The sequence below is a fragment of the Kribbella sp. NBC_01245 genome, from assembly GCF_036226525.1.
Taxonomy (GTDB): Bacteria; Actinomycetota; Actinomycetes; order Propionibacteriales; family Kribbellaceae; genus Kribbella.
Genome location: NZ_CP108487.1, coordinates 4,266,748 through 4,282,352 on the forward strand (window position 1 = coordinate 4,266,748; position 15,605 = coordinate 4,282,352).

The 15,605-nt window shown below is 66.8% G+C and carries 16 protein-coding genes; 6 read left to right on the forward strand and 10 right to left on the reverse strand.

Going from position 1 to position 15,605, the window contains the following annotated elements; all coding sequences use genetic code 11:
* Positions 1-8: 8 nt before the first annotated feature.
* Together OG394_RS18920 and OG394_RS18925 are read right to left on the reverse strand one after the other, a co-directional pair.
* Entirely contained in the window at positions 9-1,109 is a 1,101-nt protein-coding gene (locus OG394_RS18920) for a YihY/virulence factor BrkB family protein (protein ID WP_328996720.1), read from the reverse strand.
* A 39-nt stretch (positions 1,110-1,148) separates the two neighbouring features.
* Entirely contained in the window at positions 1,149-1,661 is a 513-nt protein-coding gene (locus OG394_RS18925; protein WP_328996721.1) for a 2'-5' RNA ligase family protein, read from the reverse strand.
* Between the two features lie 104 nt (positions 1,662-1,765).
* Between OG394_RS18925 and OG394_RS18930 the strand changes: the two genes are divergently transcribed.
* Positions 1,766-2,323 carry an alpha/beta hydrolase gene (locus OG394_RS18930; protein WP_328996722.1) on the forward strand — a complete coding sequence of 186 codons (558 nt, stop codon included), beginning with the start codon at positions 1,766-1,768 and terminating at the stop codon, positions 2,321-2,323.
* Here OG394_RS18930 and OG394_RS18935 read toward each other — a convergent pair.
* From OG394_RS18935 to OG394_RS18965, 7 genes are all read right to left on the reverse strand, one after another.
* Positions 2,320-2,457, reverse strand: coding sequence for a hypothetical protein (locus tag OG394_RS18935; RefSeq protein ID WP_328996723.1), 138 nt, complete (start codon positions 2,455-2,457; stop codon positions 2,320-2,322). The genes OG394_RS18930 and OG394_RS18935 overlap by 4 nt on opposite strands.
* A 64-nt stretch (positions 2,458-2,521) precedes the next feature.
* Positions 2,522-2,659 carry a hypothetical protein gene (locus tag OG394_RS18940; RefSeq protein WP_328996724.1) on the reverse strand — a complete coding sequence of 46 codons (138 nt, stop codon included), beginning with the start codon at positions 2,657-2,659 and terminating at the stop codon, positions 2,522-2,524.
* A 359-nt stretch (positions 2,660-3,018) separates the two neighbouring features.
* Positions 3,019-4,395 (reverse strand): N-acetylglucosamine/diacetylchitobiose ABC transporter substrate-binding protein, encoded by a 1,377-nt coding sequence (ngcE, locus tag OG394_RS18945; RefSeq protein WP_328996725.1) that lies wholly within the window; start codon positions 4,393-4,395, stop codon positions 3,019-3,021.
* Positions 4,396-4,406: 11 nt separating this feature from the next.
* Complete coding sequence (locus tag OG394_RS18950) at positions 4,407-5,303, reverse strand: carbohydrate ABC transporter permease (RefSeq protein WP_328996726.1); 897 nt, start codon at positions 5,301-5,303, stop codon at positions 4,407-4,409.
* A 9-nt stretch (positions 5,304-5,312) separates the two neighbouring features.
* Entirely contained in the window at positions 5,313-6,224 is a 912-nt protein-coding gene (locus OG394_RS18955) for a carbohydrate ABC transporter permease (protein WP_328996727.1), read from the reverse strand.
* A gap of 27 nt (positions 6,225-6,251) precedes the next feature.
* On the reverse strand, positions 6,252-7,676 hold the full coding sequence (gene ngcE, locus OG394_RS18960; RefSeq protein ID WP_328996728.1) for an N-acetylglucosamine/diacetylchitobiose ABC transporter substrate-binding protein: 1,425 nt from the start codon (positions 7,674-7,676) through the stop codon (positions 6,252-6,254).
* A gap of 22 nt (positions 7,677-7,698) precedes the next feature.
* The gene (locus tag OG394_RS18965; protein WP_328996729.1) at positions 7,699-8,457 is read right to left on the reverse strand and encodes an SIS domain-containing protein; all 759 of its coding nucleotides are present in this window, start codon (positions 8,455-8,457) and stop codon (positions 7,699-7,701) included.
* Between the two features lie 223 nt (positions 8,458-8,680).
* Between OG394_RS18965 and OG394_RS18970 the strand changes: the two genes are divergently transcribed.
* From OG394_RS18970 to OG394_RS18980, 3 genes are all read left to right on the forward strand, one after another.
* Positions 8,681-9,727 carry an N-acetylglucosamine kinase gene (locus tag OG394_RS18970; protein ID WP_328996730.1) on the forward strand — a complete coding sequence of 349 codons (1,047 nt, stop codon included), beginning with the start codon at positions 8,681-8,683 and terminating at the stop codon, positions 9,725-9,727.
* A 179-nt stretch (positions 9,728-9,906) separates the two neighbouring features.
* Positions 9,907-10,518 carry an ArsR/SmtB family transcription factor gene (locus OG394_RS18975; RefSeq protein ID WP_328996731.1) on the forward strand — a complete coding sequence of 204 codons (612 nt, stop codon included), beginning with the start codon at positions 9,907-9,909 and terminating at the stop codon, positions 10,516-10,518.
* The gene (locus OG394_RS18980; RefSeq protein ID WP_328996732.1) at positions 10,511-11,776 is read left to right on the forward strand and encodes an MFS transporter; all 1,266 of its coding nucleotides are present in this window, start codon (positions 10,511-10,513) and stop codon (positions 11,774-11,776) included. The genes OG394_RS18975 and OG394_RS18980 overlap by 8 nt, the downstream gene beginning before the upstream one ends.
* On the opposite strand, the gene OG394_RS18985 is transcribed toward OG394_RS18980, so the two are convergent.
* Positions 11,736-13,037 carry a hemolysin family protein gene (locus tag OG394_RS18985; protein WP_328996733.1) on the reverse strand — a complete coding sequence of 434 codons (1,302 nt, stop codon included), beginning with the start codon at positions 13,035-13,037 and terminating at the stop codon, positions 11,736-11,738. The genes OG394_RS18980 and OG394_RS18985 overlap by 41 nt on opposite strands.
* Before the next feature lie 312 nt (positions 13,038-13,349).
* Here OG394_RS18985 and galT point away from each other — a divergent pair, with 312 nt between their 5' ends.
* Both galT and galK read left to right on the forward strand, forming a co-directional pair.
* Positions 13,350-14,396, forward strand: a complete 1,047-nt coding sequence (galT, locus tag OG394_RS18990; protein ID WP_328996734.1) for a galactose-1-phosphate uridylyltransferase — start codon at positions 13,350-13,352, stop codon at positions 14,394-14,396.
* Positions 14,393-15,529, forward strand: coding sequence for a galactokinase (galK, locus tag OG394_RS18995; protein WP_328996735.1), 1,137 nt, complete (start codon positions 14,393-14,395; stop codon positions 15,527-15,529). Before galT ends, galK begins: the two co-directional genes overlap by 4 nt.
* Positions 15,530-15,605: the final 76 nt, after the last annotated feature.

The following is a 15,605-nucleotide window of genomic DNA, read 5'->3' on the forward strand; positions in this document are numbered from 1 at the left end:
ACGTGAGGTCAGGGCTTGCGAAGGACCGTCCGAACGGCCCGCGTAATACCGAGCCCCACGGCTGCGGCAGTCACACCGAGCACGGCGCCGGCCGCCACTGCGACCGAATCGGCCTTGCGCTCGGGAATGGGCACGATCTTGTACTTGATCCCAGCCGGCCCCGGGATCAGGTCACCGGCTTTCCGCACTGGGACGCGACCATTCTCCAACGGCGAAGGTATGGCCGCGCGCGCCGCCTCGGCCGCCTCGCCGGTGTGCCAGCGGTGATCGAGAGTCGCCTCTTTGGTCCAAGCCGCGATCAGCATGATCACCCTGGTCATCAGGTAGATCCAGACCAGCAGCGCCAATGGCAGCGCCAACGCGCCATACGCCGCATTGCCGCCGATCACCTTGTTCACATAGAGATTGCCGAGTTTCTGGGCGGCGAAGAAAAGGATGCCTCCGGCAACGGCCGCGATCATCGCGACCTTACGCGGCAGGATGATCCGCGGCATCGCCGTCTGCATGTAGAGGAACAACAACGCCCCGGAGAAGACACCCAGGACCACGCTCAGGCCTTGCAGACCCCAGTCCGCGAGCCAGGTGCCGTCGAGCCCGACCCAGTCGACGATCTTGCCGATCAGGCCACTCAGGATGGATGAGGAGCCCGTCGCGATCAGGCCGATCAGGCCGAGACCGGCCAGCGCGCCGAGGTCGGCCAGCTTGAGCTTGACCGCGTTACCGGGCTGGTCGTCCAGCTCGTGCATCGAGCGGATCGACGCCCGCAACGAGTCGATCCAGCCCAGACCGGTGAGCAGCAGCGAGACACCGGAGATCAGCCCGATACTGCCCGCGTGGGCGACCAGTCCGTCGATGTCGATCTTGTCGCCGATACCGGGCAGGTTCTGCTCGAGCGCCTTCTTGACCGAGCCGACCTGGCTCGGCCCGAGCAGGGCGGCGGTGATCGCGGCGGTGAGCACGATCAGCGGGAACATCGACAGGAAGCCGAAGAAGCTGGTCGCGCCGGCGAGCCGATTACCCCGCCGGTCGCCGTACCGCTTCCAAGCGCGCCAAAGCTGGGTCCGCGCGAACCGCGCCCAGACCCCCTTGGCCCGCTCCTTGATTGCCATTGACACCCATTACCCCGTCGCTAGAAAACCAAGCGGACGTCAGCCTGCCAGGGGGAAGGCCCTTTGCGGCCGCCACACACCGTCGGAGCCGTGTTCGTAACGGCTGAAGGCCACGACGTCGAACAGGCAGTCGTAGTCCGCCAGCGCCTCGTACGCGGTGTCCAGCAGTTCCTTCTCCAAGTCGTGCGCGATCGTCACGTGCGGGTGGTATGGAAAGCGCAGCTCGACCTCGAGCGGCCCGGACCGGACCTGGCCCTGCAGCACCTCGCAGGACGAGATGCCCTCCGTCAGCGGCACGAATACCACCGGCGAGATCGGCCGGAACGTCGCCGTACCCCGCAGCCGGATCCGGAACTTGGGGAACCGGGCGGCCACATCGGTCAAATGCTCGTCGATCAGGCCGAGATCATCGTCGGCGATCTCGGTCGGCGGCAGCAGCGTCACGTGGGTGGGGATCGACGAGGCCATCGGATCGCCGAACGCGGCACGGTGCTTCTGCAACTCCGAGCCGAAGGGTTCCGGGATCGGGATCGCGACGCCGATGGTCGTCATCGCGTGGTGTCGTCAGAGACGGCGGCAGGCATGCCGCTGATTCTGCCAGCGAGGGGGCCGACCGCCGCACCCGGGAGCCCCGTGATGACCATATTCTCCATCCTATGACCCCATCCAGCCGTTCCGTGACCACCGCCCCAGGCGGCGAGGGCGGGCCCTACGCCCCCTTGCCGATGTTCGCCACCGACGCGGCGATAGCCCGCGGCGCCGAGCCGAACCTGCTGTGGTGGCAGGACCTGGACACTTTGAGAGCACTGCCCGCAGACGAGATCGGTGCTCACATCGCCGCCCAGATCGCCCCGCACGTCGCCGGCCGCGACCCCGCGAACACCTTGCTGGTGGGAAAATCGCTCGGTACGTCCGGCGCGACCGTTGCGGCTGACAACAATCTGCCCGCGGTCTGGCTGACCCCGCTGCTCACTCACCAATGGGTCATCGACGGCCTGCGCCGATCCACGGCCCCCTTCCTGCTGGTCGGCGGCACGGCGGACCCGTTCTGGGATTCGGCCTTGGCCCACGAGCTGTCCCCCCACGTCCTCGAGATCGCCAACGCCGATCACGGAATGTACGTCCCGGGACGGCTCGCGGCCTCCACCGCCGTACTCGGCCAGGTCGCGACGGCAGTGGAGGACTTCCTGGATCAAGTCGTCTGGCCCGCCTAGTTGGTGGTGGGGTTGCCGTCGAGGGCGGCCTTGAGCTGGGGCGCGAGACCGTCCAGGACCATCGGCAGGCTCAATACCCAGACGAAGTTGGTCGCGCCGTAGAACGGGTCCTTGGTGTTGGCGTCGATCATCACGTCACGCCCCTCCTTGCGAACCTTCAGCCCCTTGTAGATCGGGTCCTTCCGGAGCTCGTCGGCCTTACCCCGGTTCGACGAACCAGACCAGTACGTCGACGTCGACCAGGTCGATCCGCTCCTTGCTCAGATTGCCGCCGAACTGATCGCCGATGACCGAGTCCAGCTTGGCCGGCAGCTTGAACCCGAGCGACGCCATCACCCGCGAGCGCGGATCCTTGGTCCCATAAACGAAATACCCCTCGTACGGCGTCGCGACCAGTCCGGTCTTGCCAGCGAACTCGGGATGATCCGCCTTGATCTTGGCAAATCGCGCCTCGACCCCGGCAACGAGTTCCTTCGCCTGCTGGCTCTTCCCGACCGACTGTGGTGGTGACGCCCCCCGACGCCGAGCCGCTGCCCACGAAGGCCGCCAGGGAGAGCATCACCAATGCCATACCGACCTCTCGCCGGGGACCAGCGCTTCCTCCCCGCCCTGCGGGACAGGGCCTCCACGCCGGACAATCCATGAACGAACCTCACAGGACTAGTTAGGGATGCCTAACCTATCCCAGCCCGAGGTCAGTCGCGCCGGTACTTCGGAATGGTCTTGTCCGACTTGAGCGCATCGGCCGCCTTCTGCAGCCGGTCGGACCACTCGGCCGGCGTCAACGCCCCGACCATGAACGCCCCGGTCGCATCCGCCGCGGCCTTCGCCAACGTCGGATACCAGCTGTCGAAATACCATCGAACGACCTGGTCACCGGCGAGATCAAGCAGTCGCCCAGCGGACCTCAGCGCCGTACTGGCCTTCTCGTTGTCATACCCACCCCGTACGACGGTGAGGGTATTCGTGGCGGCCGCATACGCCGACGCGGCGGGCGCCGAGAGCATCGCGCGGATGAACTCGGCGCCACCCGCCGGGTTCGGCGCCTTCTCCGGCAACACCACGGGCTGTTCGTAAGTCACGTGCACGCCGTTCGGCAGCTTCACCTCATCCAGGGGCGGAATCGCCATCGCGGTCAGCCCGAAGCCCTTGGGGACGAACTTGGCCATCTCGTTCTCCAGCCAGTTCCCGCAGGGCAGGAAGGCTGCCTTGCCGGTCAGGAACCGGGTCTGCGAAGCCGTGTGGTCAAGGTCGTCCGAACTCTTGAGCAGCAGGCCGCGACTCGACAACTCACCGAAAGCCTTCAACGCCGCCAGCAGTCCCGGGTGTTTCCAGGCGCCGTCCTCAAGGTTGTCGATGGCAACCATCACCTCATGCCCACCAGTCTTCGCGGCCAGCGTGAGGATCGGCTCGAGGATGTAGTGCGGATGAGCGCCCGCATACGTGAACGGCGCCAAACCCTTTGCTTTCAGGGTGATCGCGGTGCGGATCAGCTCGGGCCAGCTACGCGGCACCTCCCAGCCACGACGCTCGAACAGCGGGGCCGAATACCAGAAGGCGTACACGGTGCTGACATACGGAATGGCGCGCGCGGTTCCGTCGTACGACCCGGACTCGAGCGCACCCGGCAGCAGCGCGTCGCCGACCGTGCGTTGTGGCTGATCCCAGGAAGGGGCCTTGAGCAACGGTCCGAGGTCCGACAAGGCACCACTGGACACAAGGTTGCCCAGGGCAAGCGCGTCGGGGCTCGAGTTGAGCACCACGTCCGGCGGATTGCCCGCGTCGAACCGTGGCTGCAGCGCCGTCGCCAGCTGCGGTAGGGCCACCACCGTCGCGGTCGCCTGCGGGAACTTCTTCTTGTAGAGCTCCAGCGGCGTTTTGGTATCGGCGTCATGCCCGTTCGCTACGGCGACATCCAGCACGCTGTCCGCGCCCACCCCGAACGGATTGTTCGGGTCGGGCGCGGACGGTGCGGGCTTGTCCCCCGTGCACCCGGCCAGCGTCAACACGGCCGCAGAGGCGAGGGCCTGTTGCAGGACAGCGCGGCGGCTCGGCCGGTACTCGAAGGTCACGAGACCAGAGGCTACTTCAAGGTGGCGCCGGTGAGGCCCGCCTGGACCTGCCGGTAGAAGATCAAGTACACGGCGACGACCGGGACCATCGCGATCGTCAGGGCCGCGAACAGTGCGCCCCAGTCGTTCTCGTAGCGCTGGCTGCCGAGCAGAGTCGCGATGCCCTGCGACAACACCGGCTTCTGCGGCGAGAGGAACGACGGCAGCACGAACTGGTTCCACTGACCGAGGACGTTGAAGATGCCCACGCTGAGCAGACCCGGCTTGGCCATCGGCAGCATCACCCGGAAGAACGTCGTCGAATGCGAGGCGCCGTCCACCAGGGCCGCCTCGGCGATCGACTGCGGCAACGTCCGGAAGAACGCGTGCATGAAGAACACCGTGAACGGCAGCGAGTAGGCGATGTAGACCAGGATCAGACCCTGGTACGTCGAGATCATGCCGAAGTTCTGTACGACGAAGAACAGCGGCACGATCGCCAGGAAGGTCGGGAACATCATGCCCGCGGCGAACAGGTAGTAGATGAAGCGGTTACCCGGGAACTCGTACCGGGCGAGCACGTAGGCGACCATCGAGCCGAACAGCATGGTGCCGAAGACACCACCGGTGACCACGACGGCGCTGTTCAGCAGGTAGTCGCCGACACCCTTGCCCCAGGCTCGGGAGAAGTTCTCCCAGAGCAGCTCCTTCGGCAGCGCCCACGGGCTGTCGCCGAAGATCTCACCGGTGCTCTTCAGCGAGGCGATCAACGCCCAGACGAAGGGCACCGTGACCAGCAGGGCCCAGGCGATCAGCGCGGTGTGCGAGAACACGTTCACCGGGCTGAACGAACGGTCCTTGGCGCCGACGGGATGCGCCACCTGCTGGGGGACCGAGGACTTGCCCTCGACATCCAGTTGCAGAGTCATCTCAGGTCCTCAGTATTCGATGCGATCGCGGCGGGTGGCCCGGAGCATGACGGCGGCGATGATCAGGGTGAGGAAGAACAGCACCACACCCATCGCCGAGGCATAACCCGCGCGGCCGTACTGGAAGCCGTTGTCGGCGATCTGCAGACCCATCACCTGGGTCGAGTTGTCCGGACCGCCAGGCCCGGCGGTCATCACCGCGACCAGGGCGTAGGCGTCCAGCGCGAGGATCGCCAGGTAGACCCAGGAGGTCTGGATCGTGTCCCACAACAGCGGCAGGGTGATCCGGAAGAACGTCGACAGCCGGCTCGCGCCGTCGATGATCGCCGCCTCGAAGATGTCCTTCGGAATACCGGACATGGCGGCGTTGAACAGCACCAGGTAGAACCCGACGCTGCCCCAGATCAGCACCCACATGACGCAGTACAGCGCCAGGTTGGGATCGGCCAGGAAGCCCGAGGGCCCCAGGCCGATCCGACCCAGTAGCGAGTTGGCCAGACCGCTGTCCTGCGAGTTCAGCACCACCGACCAGATGACGGCGATGACCGGAACCGACAGGACCTGCGGCATGAAGAAGGCCAGCTTGTAGAAACCGTTACCGCGAACCCCCTGCACGCCCGCGCTGTTCGCCCGGCCACCCACGTTGAGCAGGTAGGCGAAGAACAGCGCGAGCAGGATCGTGGCGGTCGGCAGTCCGATCAGCAAGATCACGTTGTTACCGAGTGCCGTCCGGAAGACGGCGTCGTTGGCCAGGGTCTTGAAGTTCTCCAGACCGACGAAATTGAACTTCGGTGAAATGCCCGTCCAGTCCGTCAGCGAGTAGTAGAACGCCTGGGCGAACGGTGAGATCACGAAGATCGCGTACAACGCGAGCGGTATCGCGAGGAAACTCGCGACGAACCGATAACTGCCGTGCCGCATCTCTCTCCTAATGCAGGGGGCGGAGGATCACTTTTCGCGAGACCGCTTGACCGTCTTCGGGTCCTTGGCGGTGTCGTCGGCGATCTTCTGGATACGGGTCATGAACTCGTCGGACGTCACACGCCCGGCGCACAGCTCGGCTACAACACTGTAAACCGGCTTGTTCATGGTCGAGTACCACGTAGTGAAGTAAGTCGACCAGTTGTTGGCGGCACCCGAGGTCAGCAGGGCGCTGGACGACGCGGCGCCCGGGCTCAGCTTGAGGCCCTCGGCGGCACCCTTGACGATGGTCGGCGAACCGGTCAGCTCGGTGAACTTGCCGGCACCTTCCTTCGACAGCATGATGCGCAGGAACTCGAGGCCACCGGCCACGTTCTTGGCCTTCGCCGGCACGATGAAGCCCTCGCCGGCGCTGATCTCGGTGCAGTCGACGGGCAGCTTCGAGCCCTCGAGCAGCGGCGTGTAGGTCACCGTCGTCGCGAAGTCGGCCGGCGCGACCGGCTTCTGCTCGTTCTCGAGCCAGGAACCGCTGGGGATGAAGGCGGCCTTGCCCTGGTTCCAGGCGGTCTGCGACTGGATGTGGTCCAGACCGTCCGTGCCCTGCATGAAGTAGCCCTTGCCCTTGAGCTCGAGGATCGCCTCGGCCGCAGCCTTGATCGAGGGCGACTTCCACGCGTTCGGCTCGAGGCCGTCGATGGCGTAGATGACGTCCTGGCCACCGTGCTTGACGGCCATGTCGAGCAGGACCTGACCCATGTAGTACGGGTGCTTGCCCTGGTAGGCGATCGGGGCGATACCCGACTTCTTGATCTCCTCGCACAGTGCGAGGAAGCCCGCCCAGTCCTTGGCCGGCTCCCAGCCCTTCTCGGTGAAGAGCTTCTTGTTGTACCAGATGCCGTAAACGGTGAGGACGTAGTTCATCACCAGCGGCTTGCCCTCGAGCTGAGCCGCCTCGATGGCGATCTCCTCGATGCTGTCCTTGACCTTGACGTTCGCGTCGTCGACCGAAGCCGCGTCGAGCAGCGGGGTCAGGTCGGCCAGCTGACCGGTGCTGGCCAGCGTCGAGAACGGCAGCAGCGAAGCACCGGCGTTGTCGATCACGTCGGGCGGGTTGCCACCGTTGAAGCGCGGCTGCAGCTGCGGCGTGATGTCGGTGATACCGGCGTGCTTGATCTCCGCGGCCGCGAACTTCTTCTTGTACAGCGACTCGTGGAACTTGGCGTAGTCGTCGCCGTAGCCGCCCTTGAAGATGACGACATCGAGCGGCGCGTCGGCCTTCACACCGAACGGGTTCTCCGCGGTCTTCTCGCCGCCGCCTTCGCTGCTCGGCGGCGCGTCATCGCCACCGCTGGCACAGGCGGACAGCAGCGTGCCACCACCGGTGGCCATCAGCGTGGCGACCGCGCTGCGCTGCAGGAACGCGCGGCGCGACGGGTTGAGGGGAGCGGTCATTGGTCCACCTTCCAGGTTTGTTTCAGGCAGTACGACGGATCCGGCCGTCGTACCTTTCTTCCAGGACGTGATTGTGGTCGTCCCCGCCCGGGATGTTCGCGGACAGGTAGACCGGAGGTGTCTCACCGGCTTCGGTCAGCCGTCGCACCACTTCGGCGACGAGCAACTGCGCCAGCAGCGCGGCGGTGATGGACGACACAGCACAGACACTGCCACCACTGGGCAGCTCCAGCACCGAGTCGCCGTACGGCGCGCCGTTGTCCAGCACGACGTCGGCATGGTCGATCAACTTCGTTCCGGATGGATGACGGGATTCGACCCCGGAAGTGTGTTGGAGAGAGGTCAGGGCGATCAGCTTGTGGCCTTTCTCCTTGACCACCGTGGCGAGCTCGACGATCGAGCCGTTCACCCCGGAGTTCGACGCGATCACGAAGATGTCGGACGCGGCCGGCGAGGTCAGGTCGTACAGGCGCCGCGCCACCGAGGGGTCGCGCTCGAGAATGCCGGTACTCAGCACCTCGCGCGGTTCGCCGCCCAGCAGGACCAGATCGCGCAACGCGATCCGGTTCGTCGGTACCAGTCCACCGGCCCGGCCCGCGATCTCCATCGCGAGGGCCTCGGAGTGTCCCGAACCGAACGCCTGCACCACACCGTTGGCACGCAACGACTCGACGACCAGATCGGCGGCCGTCTGGATCGGGCCGCTCGCCTGGGCCGAGACCGCGGCCATGATCGGTGCCAGTGCCTCCAGATACCCCTCCGCACTGACCGTGCTGGCCATGTACGCCCTACCCCTCAACTCGTGTATCTGTCGCATCTGCGCGCGTCACGACACACTTGGTGCCGACAACTGCGCAAGTTTGCGCTTTGCTGGACAGAACTTTTCTCACCTGGCACCTAAAGTCAAGGCTCATCTCGTTCTTCTCGCTAGATCGGGACCGATGCGTGACCTTGTTCAAAACTGTTCACTACGGCCGGTCTTCACGCAGTTTGGAGTAACGCATATGACGAATGTGGGGCTGGTTCCGGAACCAGCGCAGAAGGTGGTCTCCAGGCCAGCAGGCCCACTGGTCCTGGGTGGAGATCTGGGTGGAACGTCGACCCGGATCCTGATCGCGTCACATGACGGCACGGTAGTCGGCCGCGGGTCCGCGGGTGGTGGTAATCCGACCAGCCATCCCGCCAGTGCCGCGGCGGCCCTCGGACAGGCCTTGCGGCAAGCGCTCGCCGGGATCGACCCGGCCACCGTCGGCGCCGCGGTGATCGGCGCGGCCGGCGGTTCCGCGCTGACGAAACCGGAGGTCCGGGCCCAGTTCGACGCGGCCTGGTCCGGCGTTGGCCTGACCTGCCGGGCGGACTACATCGGCGATCTCGAAGTTGCTTTCGCGTCAGGCACTTCCGAGCCTGACGGCACCGTGCTGATCGCGGGCACGGGCAGCGCCGCGGGCACCGTCGTCGACCACCGATTGACCCGTACGGCGGACGGCCATGGCTGGTTGCTCGGCGACGACGGCTCGGGTTTTTGGCTCGGCCGCGAGGCTGTGCGCAGTGTCTTGCGCGCACTCGACCTCGGCGAATCGACCGGGCCCCTCGCCACTGCCGTGATCGCGGCCTTGCTACCCGATGGCGGCGGTGCACCGAGCCCGGAAAGGCCCGGATTCAGCCCACTTCGCGACGATCTGGTCCGGGCGGCGAACTCCCAGCCGCCGGTCATGCTGGCCGCCTTGGCCCGCACGGTGGTGACGGCGTACGACGCGGGTGATGCCACTGCACAGGCGCTAGTGAAACGCGCAGCCGAGTTGCTCACAGAGACAGTCAGCCGGATCAGATCAGCCGATGACACCCGCCCATTGGTCCTCGCGGGCAGCGTCGCGGGCGAGAATTCACCAGTCGGTCAGGCCCTCCGGAAAGCCATCCACGACCGCTTCGCCGGCGAAGTCCGAACCGCCCGCGACGGCGTAGGCGGCGCCACCTGGCTAGCCCTCTCCACCCTCAACCCCACCCTCGCCACCCCCACCTCCCACACCAAACTCACCCAGCCCTCCACCTGAGACCCGCCGCCGTCCGCCAAGCCTTAGGCGTTCATTCGTCGGAATCTGCCCTCTCCCCGCCGCTTGCCCGCAGCTGTCCACTGAGCTGAGAGGGCAGATTCCGACGAATGAACGCCAACCACGGGAGTTATTCCAAGTAAGTGCTTGACATCTTGGGTGTCGCGGCGGATATTCCAAGCATGTCTTTGGAGTCGAGTGGGCAGCTTAGGCGGTTGCTGGATGATGCGACGGCGATTCGGGCGTTGGCGCATCCCGTGCGGTTGGAGTTGCAGTCGTTGCTGGGGCGGGAAGGACCGCTGACGGCGGCGGATGCGGCGCGGCGCCTCGGGATCAGCCAGGCGTTGGCATCGCATCACCTGCGGCAGCTGGCGAAGTACGACTTCGTCGAACCCGCGCCCGGCAAGGACAACCGCGAGCGGCCTTGGCAGTTGGTCTCGACGTCGCAGAGCTGGCGAGGGGCGGACGCGACTCCGGAAGGCGCGGCCGCGGCCGACGTACTCGAGCAGTTGCTGGCAGAGCGGGCGCTCACCACCTTCCTCGACTGGCAGCAGCGGCGTAAGACCGAGAGCACGGCGTGGCGGGAGCACAGCGGTATCGGGCACAGCTCGGTCTACCTGACCGCGGAGGAACTGGCCGAGGTCGATAACCGGATCGAGGCCGTGCTGGCGGAGTTCATCGAACAGCGCCCGATCGACGACAAGTCCACCCGGCCACCCGGCAGCCGGTTGGTGGACATCGTCCACATGATCTCGGTACTGCCGGCCGGGCAGGAGGGGGACGGCGATGCGTGAGTTGGGGCGATTACTCAGTGGGCAACGGGATTACCGGCTGATGCTCGGCGCCGGGTTGATCTCGTTGACCGGCGACTGGATCCTGCGAGTCGGCCTGGCGTTCCAGGTGTACGTGCTGACCGGCTCCACCTTGGCCTCGGGCGGAATGCTGCTGGCGTCCTTCGTGCCGCACATCCTGCTCGGCTCACTCGCAGGCGTCTTCGTAGACCGCTGGGACCGCCGCCGGACCATGATCACGGTCAACCTCCTGCACGTCGTGACCCTAATGCCGCTGATCGTCGTACGCGATGGCGCCGACGTGTGGATCGTGTACGGCGTAGTACTGGTCCAAAGCTGCCTCCAACAGTTCTTCGTACCGGCCGAGCAAGCGCTGGTCCCACTCCTCGTCGCGGACGACCAACTGATCAGCGCGAACGCCCTCACCGGCCAGACCCGCGACATCTCCCGCCTCATCGGCGCAGCCCTCGGCGGCGTAATCGCCGGTTTCGGCGGACTCCCCCTGCTGGCCATCGCGGACGCCGCCACCTACCTCCTCTCGGCAGCCCTCCTGCAACGCATGCGCCGACTCGTACTGACCAAAACCGTCGCCGTGAAGGAGAGCTTGGGACCCGCCGTTCGTCGATTGAGGTCCGAGTGGGCCGAGGGTCTTCGGATCAGCCTGGGCAAACCCGGCCTGCGGCTGCTGTTCGTCTTCGGGATCGCGACGAGTATCGGCGAAGGCGTGATGAGCACGCTGTTCGCGCCATTCGTGAGCGATGTGCTCGGCGGCGACGGAGCCACGTACGGGTTCATCGCGTCCAGTCAGGCGATCGGCGGTATCGCGGGCGGGCTGGTCGCGGCGGCCTTCGGCAACCGGCTCGGCGCCGCCCGGATGTGGGGCCTCGGCGCGTTGGCCTTCGGGCTGATCGACCTGACGCTGTTCTGCTACCCGCTCTGGTCCGGCGCACTCTGGCCGGCGTTCGTCTGCATGATCGTGGTCGGCGTGCCCGGCGCGTTCATCATCGCGGGCAGCATGACCGTGTTCCAGCAGCTCACCGACGACGCCTCCCGCGGCCGGGTGTTCGGCGCCTTCTTCGCGGCCGAAGGTGGCGCCTGCCTGATCGGCATCATGGCGGCGGGCGTACTCGGCGAGAGCGTCGGCATCATCCCGATCCTGGTCGCCCAGGGCCTCGCGTACGTCGTCGGCGGGCTGGTCGTGCTGGCTTTGCGGCGGGCGGTCAGCCCTCGGATTCCGGTTCTGGATCCGGCAGCCGGCTGACCCGGACCCGGGCGACACGACGACCGTCCATCTCGGTGACGGTGATCTTGTGCCCGTCGATCTCGACTTCCTCGCCCGCCTCGGGCACCTTGCCGAGGCGCGCGGCGACGAATCCGGCGACCGTCTCGTACGGCCCGTCGGGTAGTTCGAGCCCGGTCTCCTCGGCGAAGTCGTCCAGGTTGAGCAGGCCGTCGACCTCGACATCGCCACTGCGCAATCGGGTGGTCTCGACCGCGGCCTCGTCGTACTCGTCCTTGATGTCGCCGATCAGCTCCTCGACCAGATCCTCGAGGGTGACGATGCCGGCGGTGCCGCCGTACTCGTCGAGCACGATGGCCAGGTGGGTGCTGCGACGGCGCAGTTCGGTCAATGTGGGCAGGAGTTTGGCCGTGTCCGGCAGCAGCAGTACGTCGCGCGCGAGGTCGCCGACCCGGACCTGCCGCGTCGCGACCTCGGGATCGAACAGGTCCCGCACGTGCACGAAGCCGACGATGTCGTCGGCGGACCCGTTCATCACCGGATAGCGCGAGTGCGGGCGCTCGGCGGCGAACTTGACCGCCTTGTACGCCGGCATGTCCGCGTCGAGGAAGTCCACCTCGGTGCGCGGCACCATCAGCTCGCGCAGTTGGCGATCGCCGGACTGGAAGACGTCGTCGACGATCCGGCGCTCTTCCTCACCGAGCGACTCGTGCGCCGAGACCAGGTCGCGCAGCTCCTCGTCGCTCATCACCTCGCGGTTCGCGTCCGGGTCGCCGCCGAGCCCGCGCACCACCAGGTCGGTGGACTTCGACAGTAGCCAGATCACCGGCCGGGCGACCGAGGCGATCCGGTCGACCAGCGGAGCCAGACCGAGCGCGAACGTCTCCGCCCGTTGCAGCGCGAGTCGTTTGGCCGCGAGCTCGCCGAGCACGATCGAGACGTACGAGATCGCGATGGTGATCAGCACCAGCGCGAGCGTGTCCGCGACGCCGACCGGGAGCTTCAGCTGTTGCAGCTTCGGCGACAGGCTGTCGGCCAGCGTCGCGCCACCGAAGGCGGCGGACAGGAAGCCCATCAGGGTCACGCCGATCTGCACGGCGGACAGGAAGCGGTTCGGATCGGCGGCCACCCGGGCAACCGTCGCGCCGCGCTTACCGCGTTGGGAGATCGACTTCAGCTGGCTCTCGCGCAGGGAGACCAAGGCCATCTCGGCGGCGGCGAAGACCCCACCGATCGTGACGAACACGAAGATCAGAAGGACGTTCAGCAGGGTTTCGTTCATGACTGGAAGTTCCTAGCGCCCTCTCCGGCATGCCAGTAGAAGGCGCTTACTTCGGTGTTCGTCGTCCATACCCCCAGCGTAGCGGCGCGCGGGTCGGCGGTCATACCAGCCCGAGTTCGGGCAACTTTTGCATTCATCGGTCCCAAATCACCCGCTCCGGTCGCCGACCTGGGCGGCGCCGCTCAGCTGAGAGGGCGATTTGGGACCGATGAATGCAAAACTGGGTAGAGCGTGCGTGTTTGATTTTGTTGGTTTATGATCGGCCTACGGTGGGAGTCGTCCGACCTCCGCCCCGGCTCAGGAAGTCAGGCGATGATCACAACGCGTGGCGCCCGGCGGACGGACACCTCACTGTCCGACGGCAGGGACTTGTTCTACTTCGATACCCAGGACGCTCCGGCGCGGGTGCCGGTACCGGACGAGCGCGGTCTGCCCCGGCCGCATCCGCAGGTCGAACTGCGGACCGATCCGCTGACCGGTGACGTGATCACGTACGCCACGCATCGCAACACCCGCACGTTCATGCCGCCGACGAACCAGTGCCCGCTGTGCCCGACCAAGCCGGGCAACCAGACGGAGATCCCCGAGCCGGACTACCAGGTCGCGGTGTTCGAGAACCGCTTCCCGTCGTTCGCCGGTCCGGGTCGGTGCGAGGTCGTCTGTTTCACCAGCGACCACAACCGCTCGTTCACCGAGCTGCCGATGGGCCAGGCGCGCCTGGTGGTCGAGGCCTGGGCGGACCGGACGGCCGCATTGAGCGCGCGCGACGACGTGGAGTACGTCTTCTGCTTCGAGAATCGCGGCAAGGAGATCGGCGTCACCCTGAGCCATCCGCACGGCCAGATCTACGGCTATCCCTTTCTGCCGCCGCGAATCCGCACGCTGCTCGACCGGGCCCGCGAGCACCAGGCGGCCCACGGCACCAACCTGTTCGCCGACGTACTCGCGGCCGAGCGCAAGGCCGGCACCCGGGTCATCGCCGAGAACGACACCTGGACCGCCTTCGTCCCCGCGGCCGCCCGCTGGCCGGTGGAGGTGCACCTCTATCCGCATCGCCAGGTGGCCGACATCGCCGAGCTGACGCCGACCGAGCGGGACGACTTCACCCAGCTGTACCTGGACGTGCTGCAACGACTCGACGGCCTGTACGGCGATCCGCTGCCGTACATCGCGGGTTGGCATCCGGCGCCGGTTCGGATCGACCGGGAGCTCGGTTACCTGCACCTGGAGGTGTTGTCGATCAAGCGGTCCGCCGACAAGATCAAGTACCTCGCCAGCAGTGAGTCGGCGATGGGCGCCTTCATTTCCGACACCTCGCCCGAGGACGTGGCCGAGGCTCTGCGAAAGGTCAACGCGTGATCGCCGAAAAGTTCGAGCAGGTCTTCGGCAGGCGTCCGGACGGCGTCTGGCGAGCACCGGGCCGGGTGAACCTGATCGGTGAGCACACCGACTACAACGACGGCCTGGTGCTGCCGATCGCGCTGCCGCAGCAGATCGTCGTCGCCGGCGCGGCCCGTCCGGACGGGCGCCTCCGGTTCGCGTCGACCCAGGGTGGTGACGTGATCGAGGCGGACCTGGCCGCGCTCACGCCGGGCTCGGTGCCGGACTGGGCCGCGTACCCGGCCGGTGCCGCGTGGATCCTGCGCGAGTCCGGGTACGACGTGTCCGGTGCGGAGCTGCTGGTCGATTCGGATCTGCCGACGGGCGCGGGCCTCTCGTCGTCCGCGGCCCTGCTCTGCGCCTCGGCGATCGCCCTGCTGGGACTGCGCGGGATCGAAGTGGCGCCGGACGAGGTGGCCCGCCTGGTGCAGAAGGCGGAGAACAACTACGTCGGTGCGCCGGTCGGGTTGATGGACCAGATGGCGTCGATGTGCTGCACCAAGGGTCACGCGCTCTACTTCGACATCCAGGAGATGTCGCTCGCGCAGATCCCGTTCGACCCGGCGGCCGACGGTCTGCGTCTGCTGGTGGTCGACGTGAAGGCGCCGCATCGCCATGTCGACGGCGAGTACGCCGAACGCCGGCGTAGTTGCGAAACGGCTGCCGCCCAACTCGGCGTACCGGTTCTGCGGGCCATCTCGGTCGACGGTCTGGACGACGCGTTGGCCCGGCTCGACGACGAGGTCGTACGTCGTCGCGTCCGCCATGTCGTGACGGAGGTCGCGCGCGTCGAGCAGGCGGTCGAGCTGATGCGGGCCGGCCGGCTGCGGGACGTCGGACCTCTGTTCACCGCGTCACACGTATCGATGCGGGACGACTTCGAGATCACCGTGCCGGAGCTCGACGTCGCGGTGGACACGGCCCTCGCGGCCGGAGCCCTCGGCGCGCGGATGACCGGTGGCGGTTTCGGCGGCTGCATCATCGCGCTGGTCGAGGCGTCCGCGACCGAGTCGGTGCTCGCGGCGATCGAGAAGGCGTTCGCCGACCACGGCTTCACCCCGCCCTCCCCCATTTCCGCCGACCCCAGCGCCGGCGCTTCCCGCATCTCCTAGCCCTCCTATTCCGAGGGTCGACCCTCGGAATGGGGGGTGGACTCGCCAAATTTGGAGGGGTCGACCCCCTATTCCG

Bases quoted from the DNA above. Each gene is read 5' to 3' on its own strand.
- OG394_RS18920 (WP_328996720.1), bottom strand. From the start codon at position 1,109: ATGGCAATCAAGGAGCGGGCCAAGGGGGTCTGGGCGCGGTTCGCGCGG.
- OG394_RS18925 (WP_328996721.1), bottom strand. From the start codon at position 1,661: ATGACGACCATCGGCGTCGCGATCCCGATCCCGGAACCCTTCGGCTCG.
- OG394_RS18930 (WP_328996722.1), top strand. From the start codon at position 1,766: ATGACCCCATCCAGCCGTTCCGTGACCACCGCCCCAGGCGGCGAGGGC.
- OG394_RS18950 (WP_328996726.1), bottom strand. From the start codon at position 5,303: ATGACTCTGCAACTGGATGTCGAGGGCAAGTCCTCGGTCCCCCAGCAG.
- OG394_RS18955 (WP_328996727.1), bottom strand. From the start codon at position 6,224: ATGCGGCACGGCAGTTATCGGTTCGTCGCGAGTTTCCTCGCGATACCG.
- ngcE (WP_328996728.1), bottom strand. From the start codon at position 7,676: ATGACCGCTCCCCTCAACCCGTCGCGCCGCGCGTTCCTGCAGCGCAGC.
- OG394_RS18965 (WP_328996729.1), bottom strand. From the start codon at position 8,457: ATGGCCAGCACGGTCAGTGCGGAGGGGTATCTGGAGGCACTGGCACCG.
- OG394_RS18970 (WP_328996730.1), top strand. From the start codon at position 8,681: ATGACGAATGTGGGGCTGGTTCCGGAACCAGCGCAGAAGGTGGTCTCC.
- OG394_RS18975 (WP_328996731.1), top strand. From the start codon at position 9,907: ATGTCTTTGGAGTCGAGTGGGCAGCTTAGGCGGTTGCTGGATGATGCG.
- OG394_RS18980 (WP_328996732.1), top strand. From the start codon at position 10,511: ATGCGTGAGTTGGGGCGATTACTCAGTGGGCAACGGGATTACCGGCTG.
- OG394_RS18985 (WP_328996733.1), bottom strand. From the start codon at position 13,037: ATGAACGAAACCCTGCTGAACGTCCTTCTGATCTTCGTGTTCGTCACG.
- galT (WP_328996734.1), top strand. From the start codon at position 13,350: ATGATCACAACGCGTGGCGCCCGGCGGACGGACACCTCACTGTCCGAC.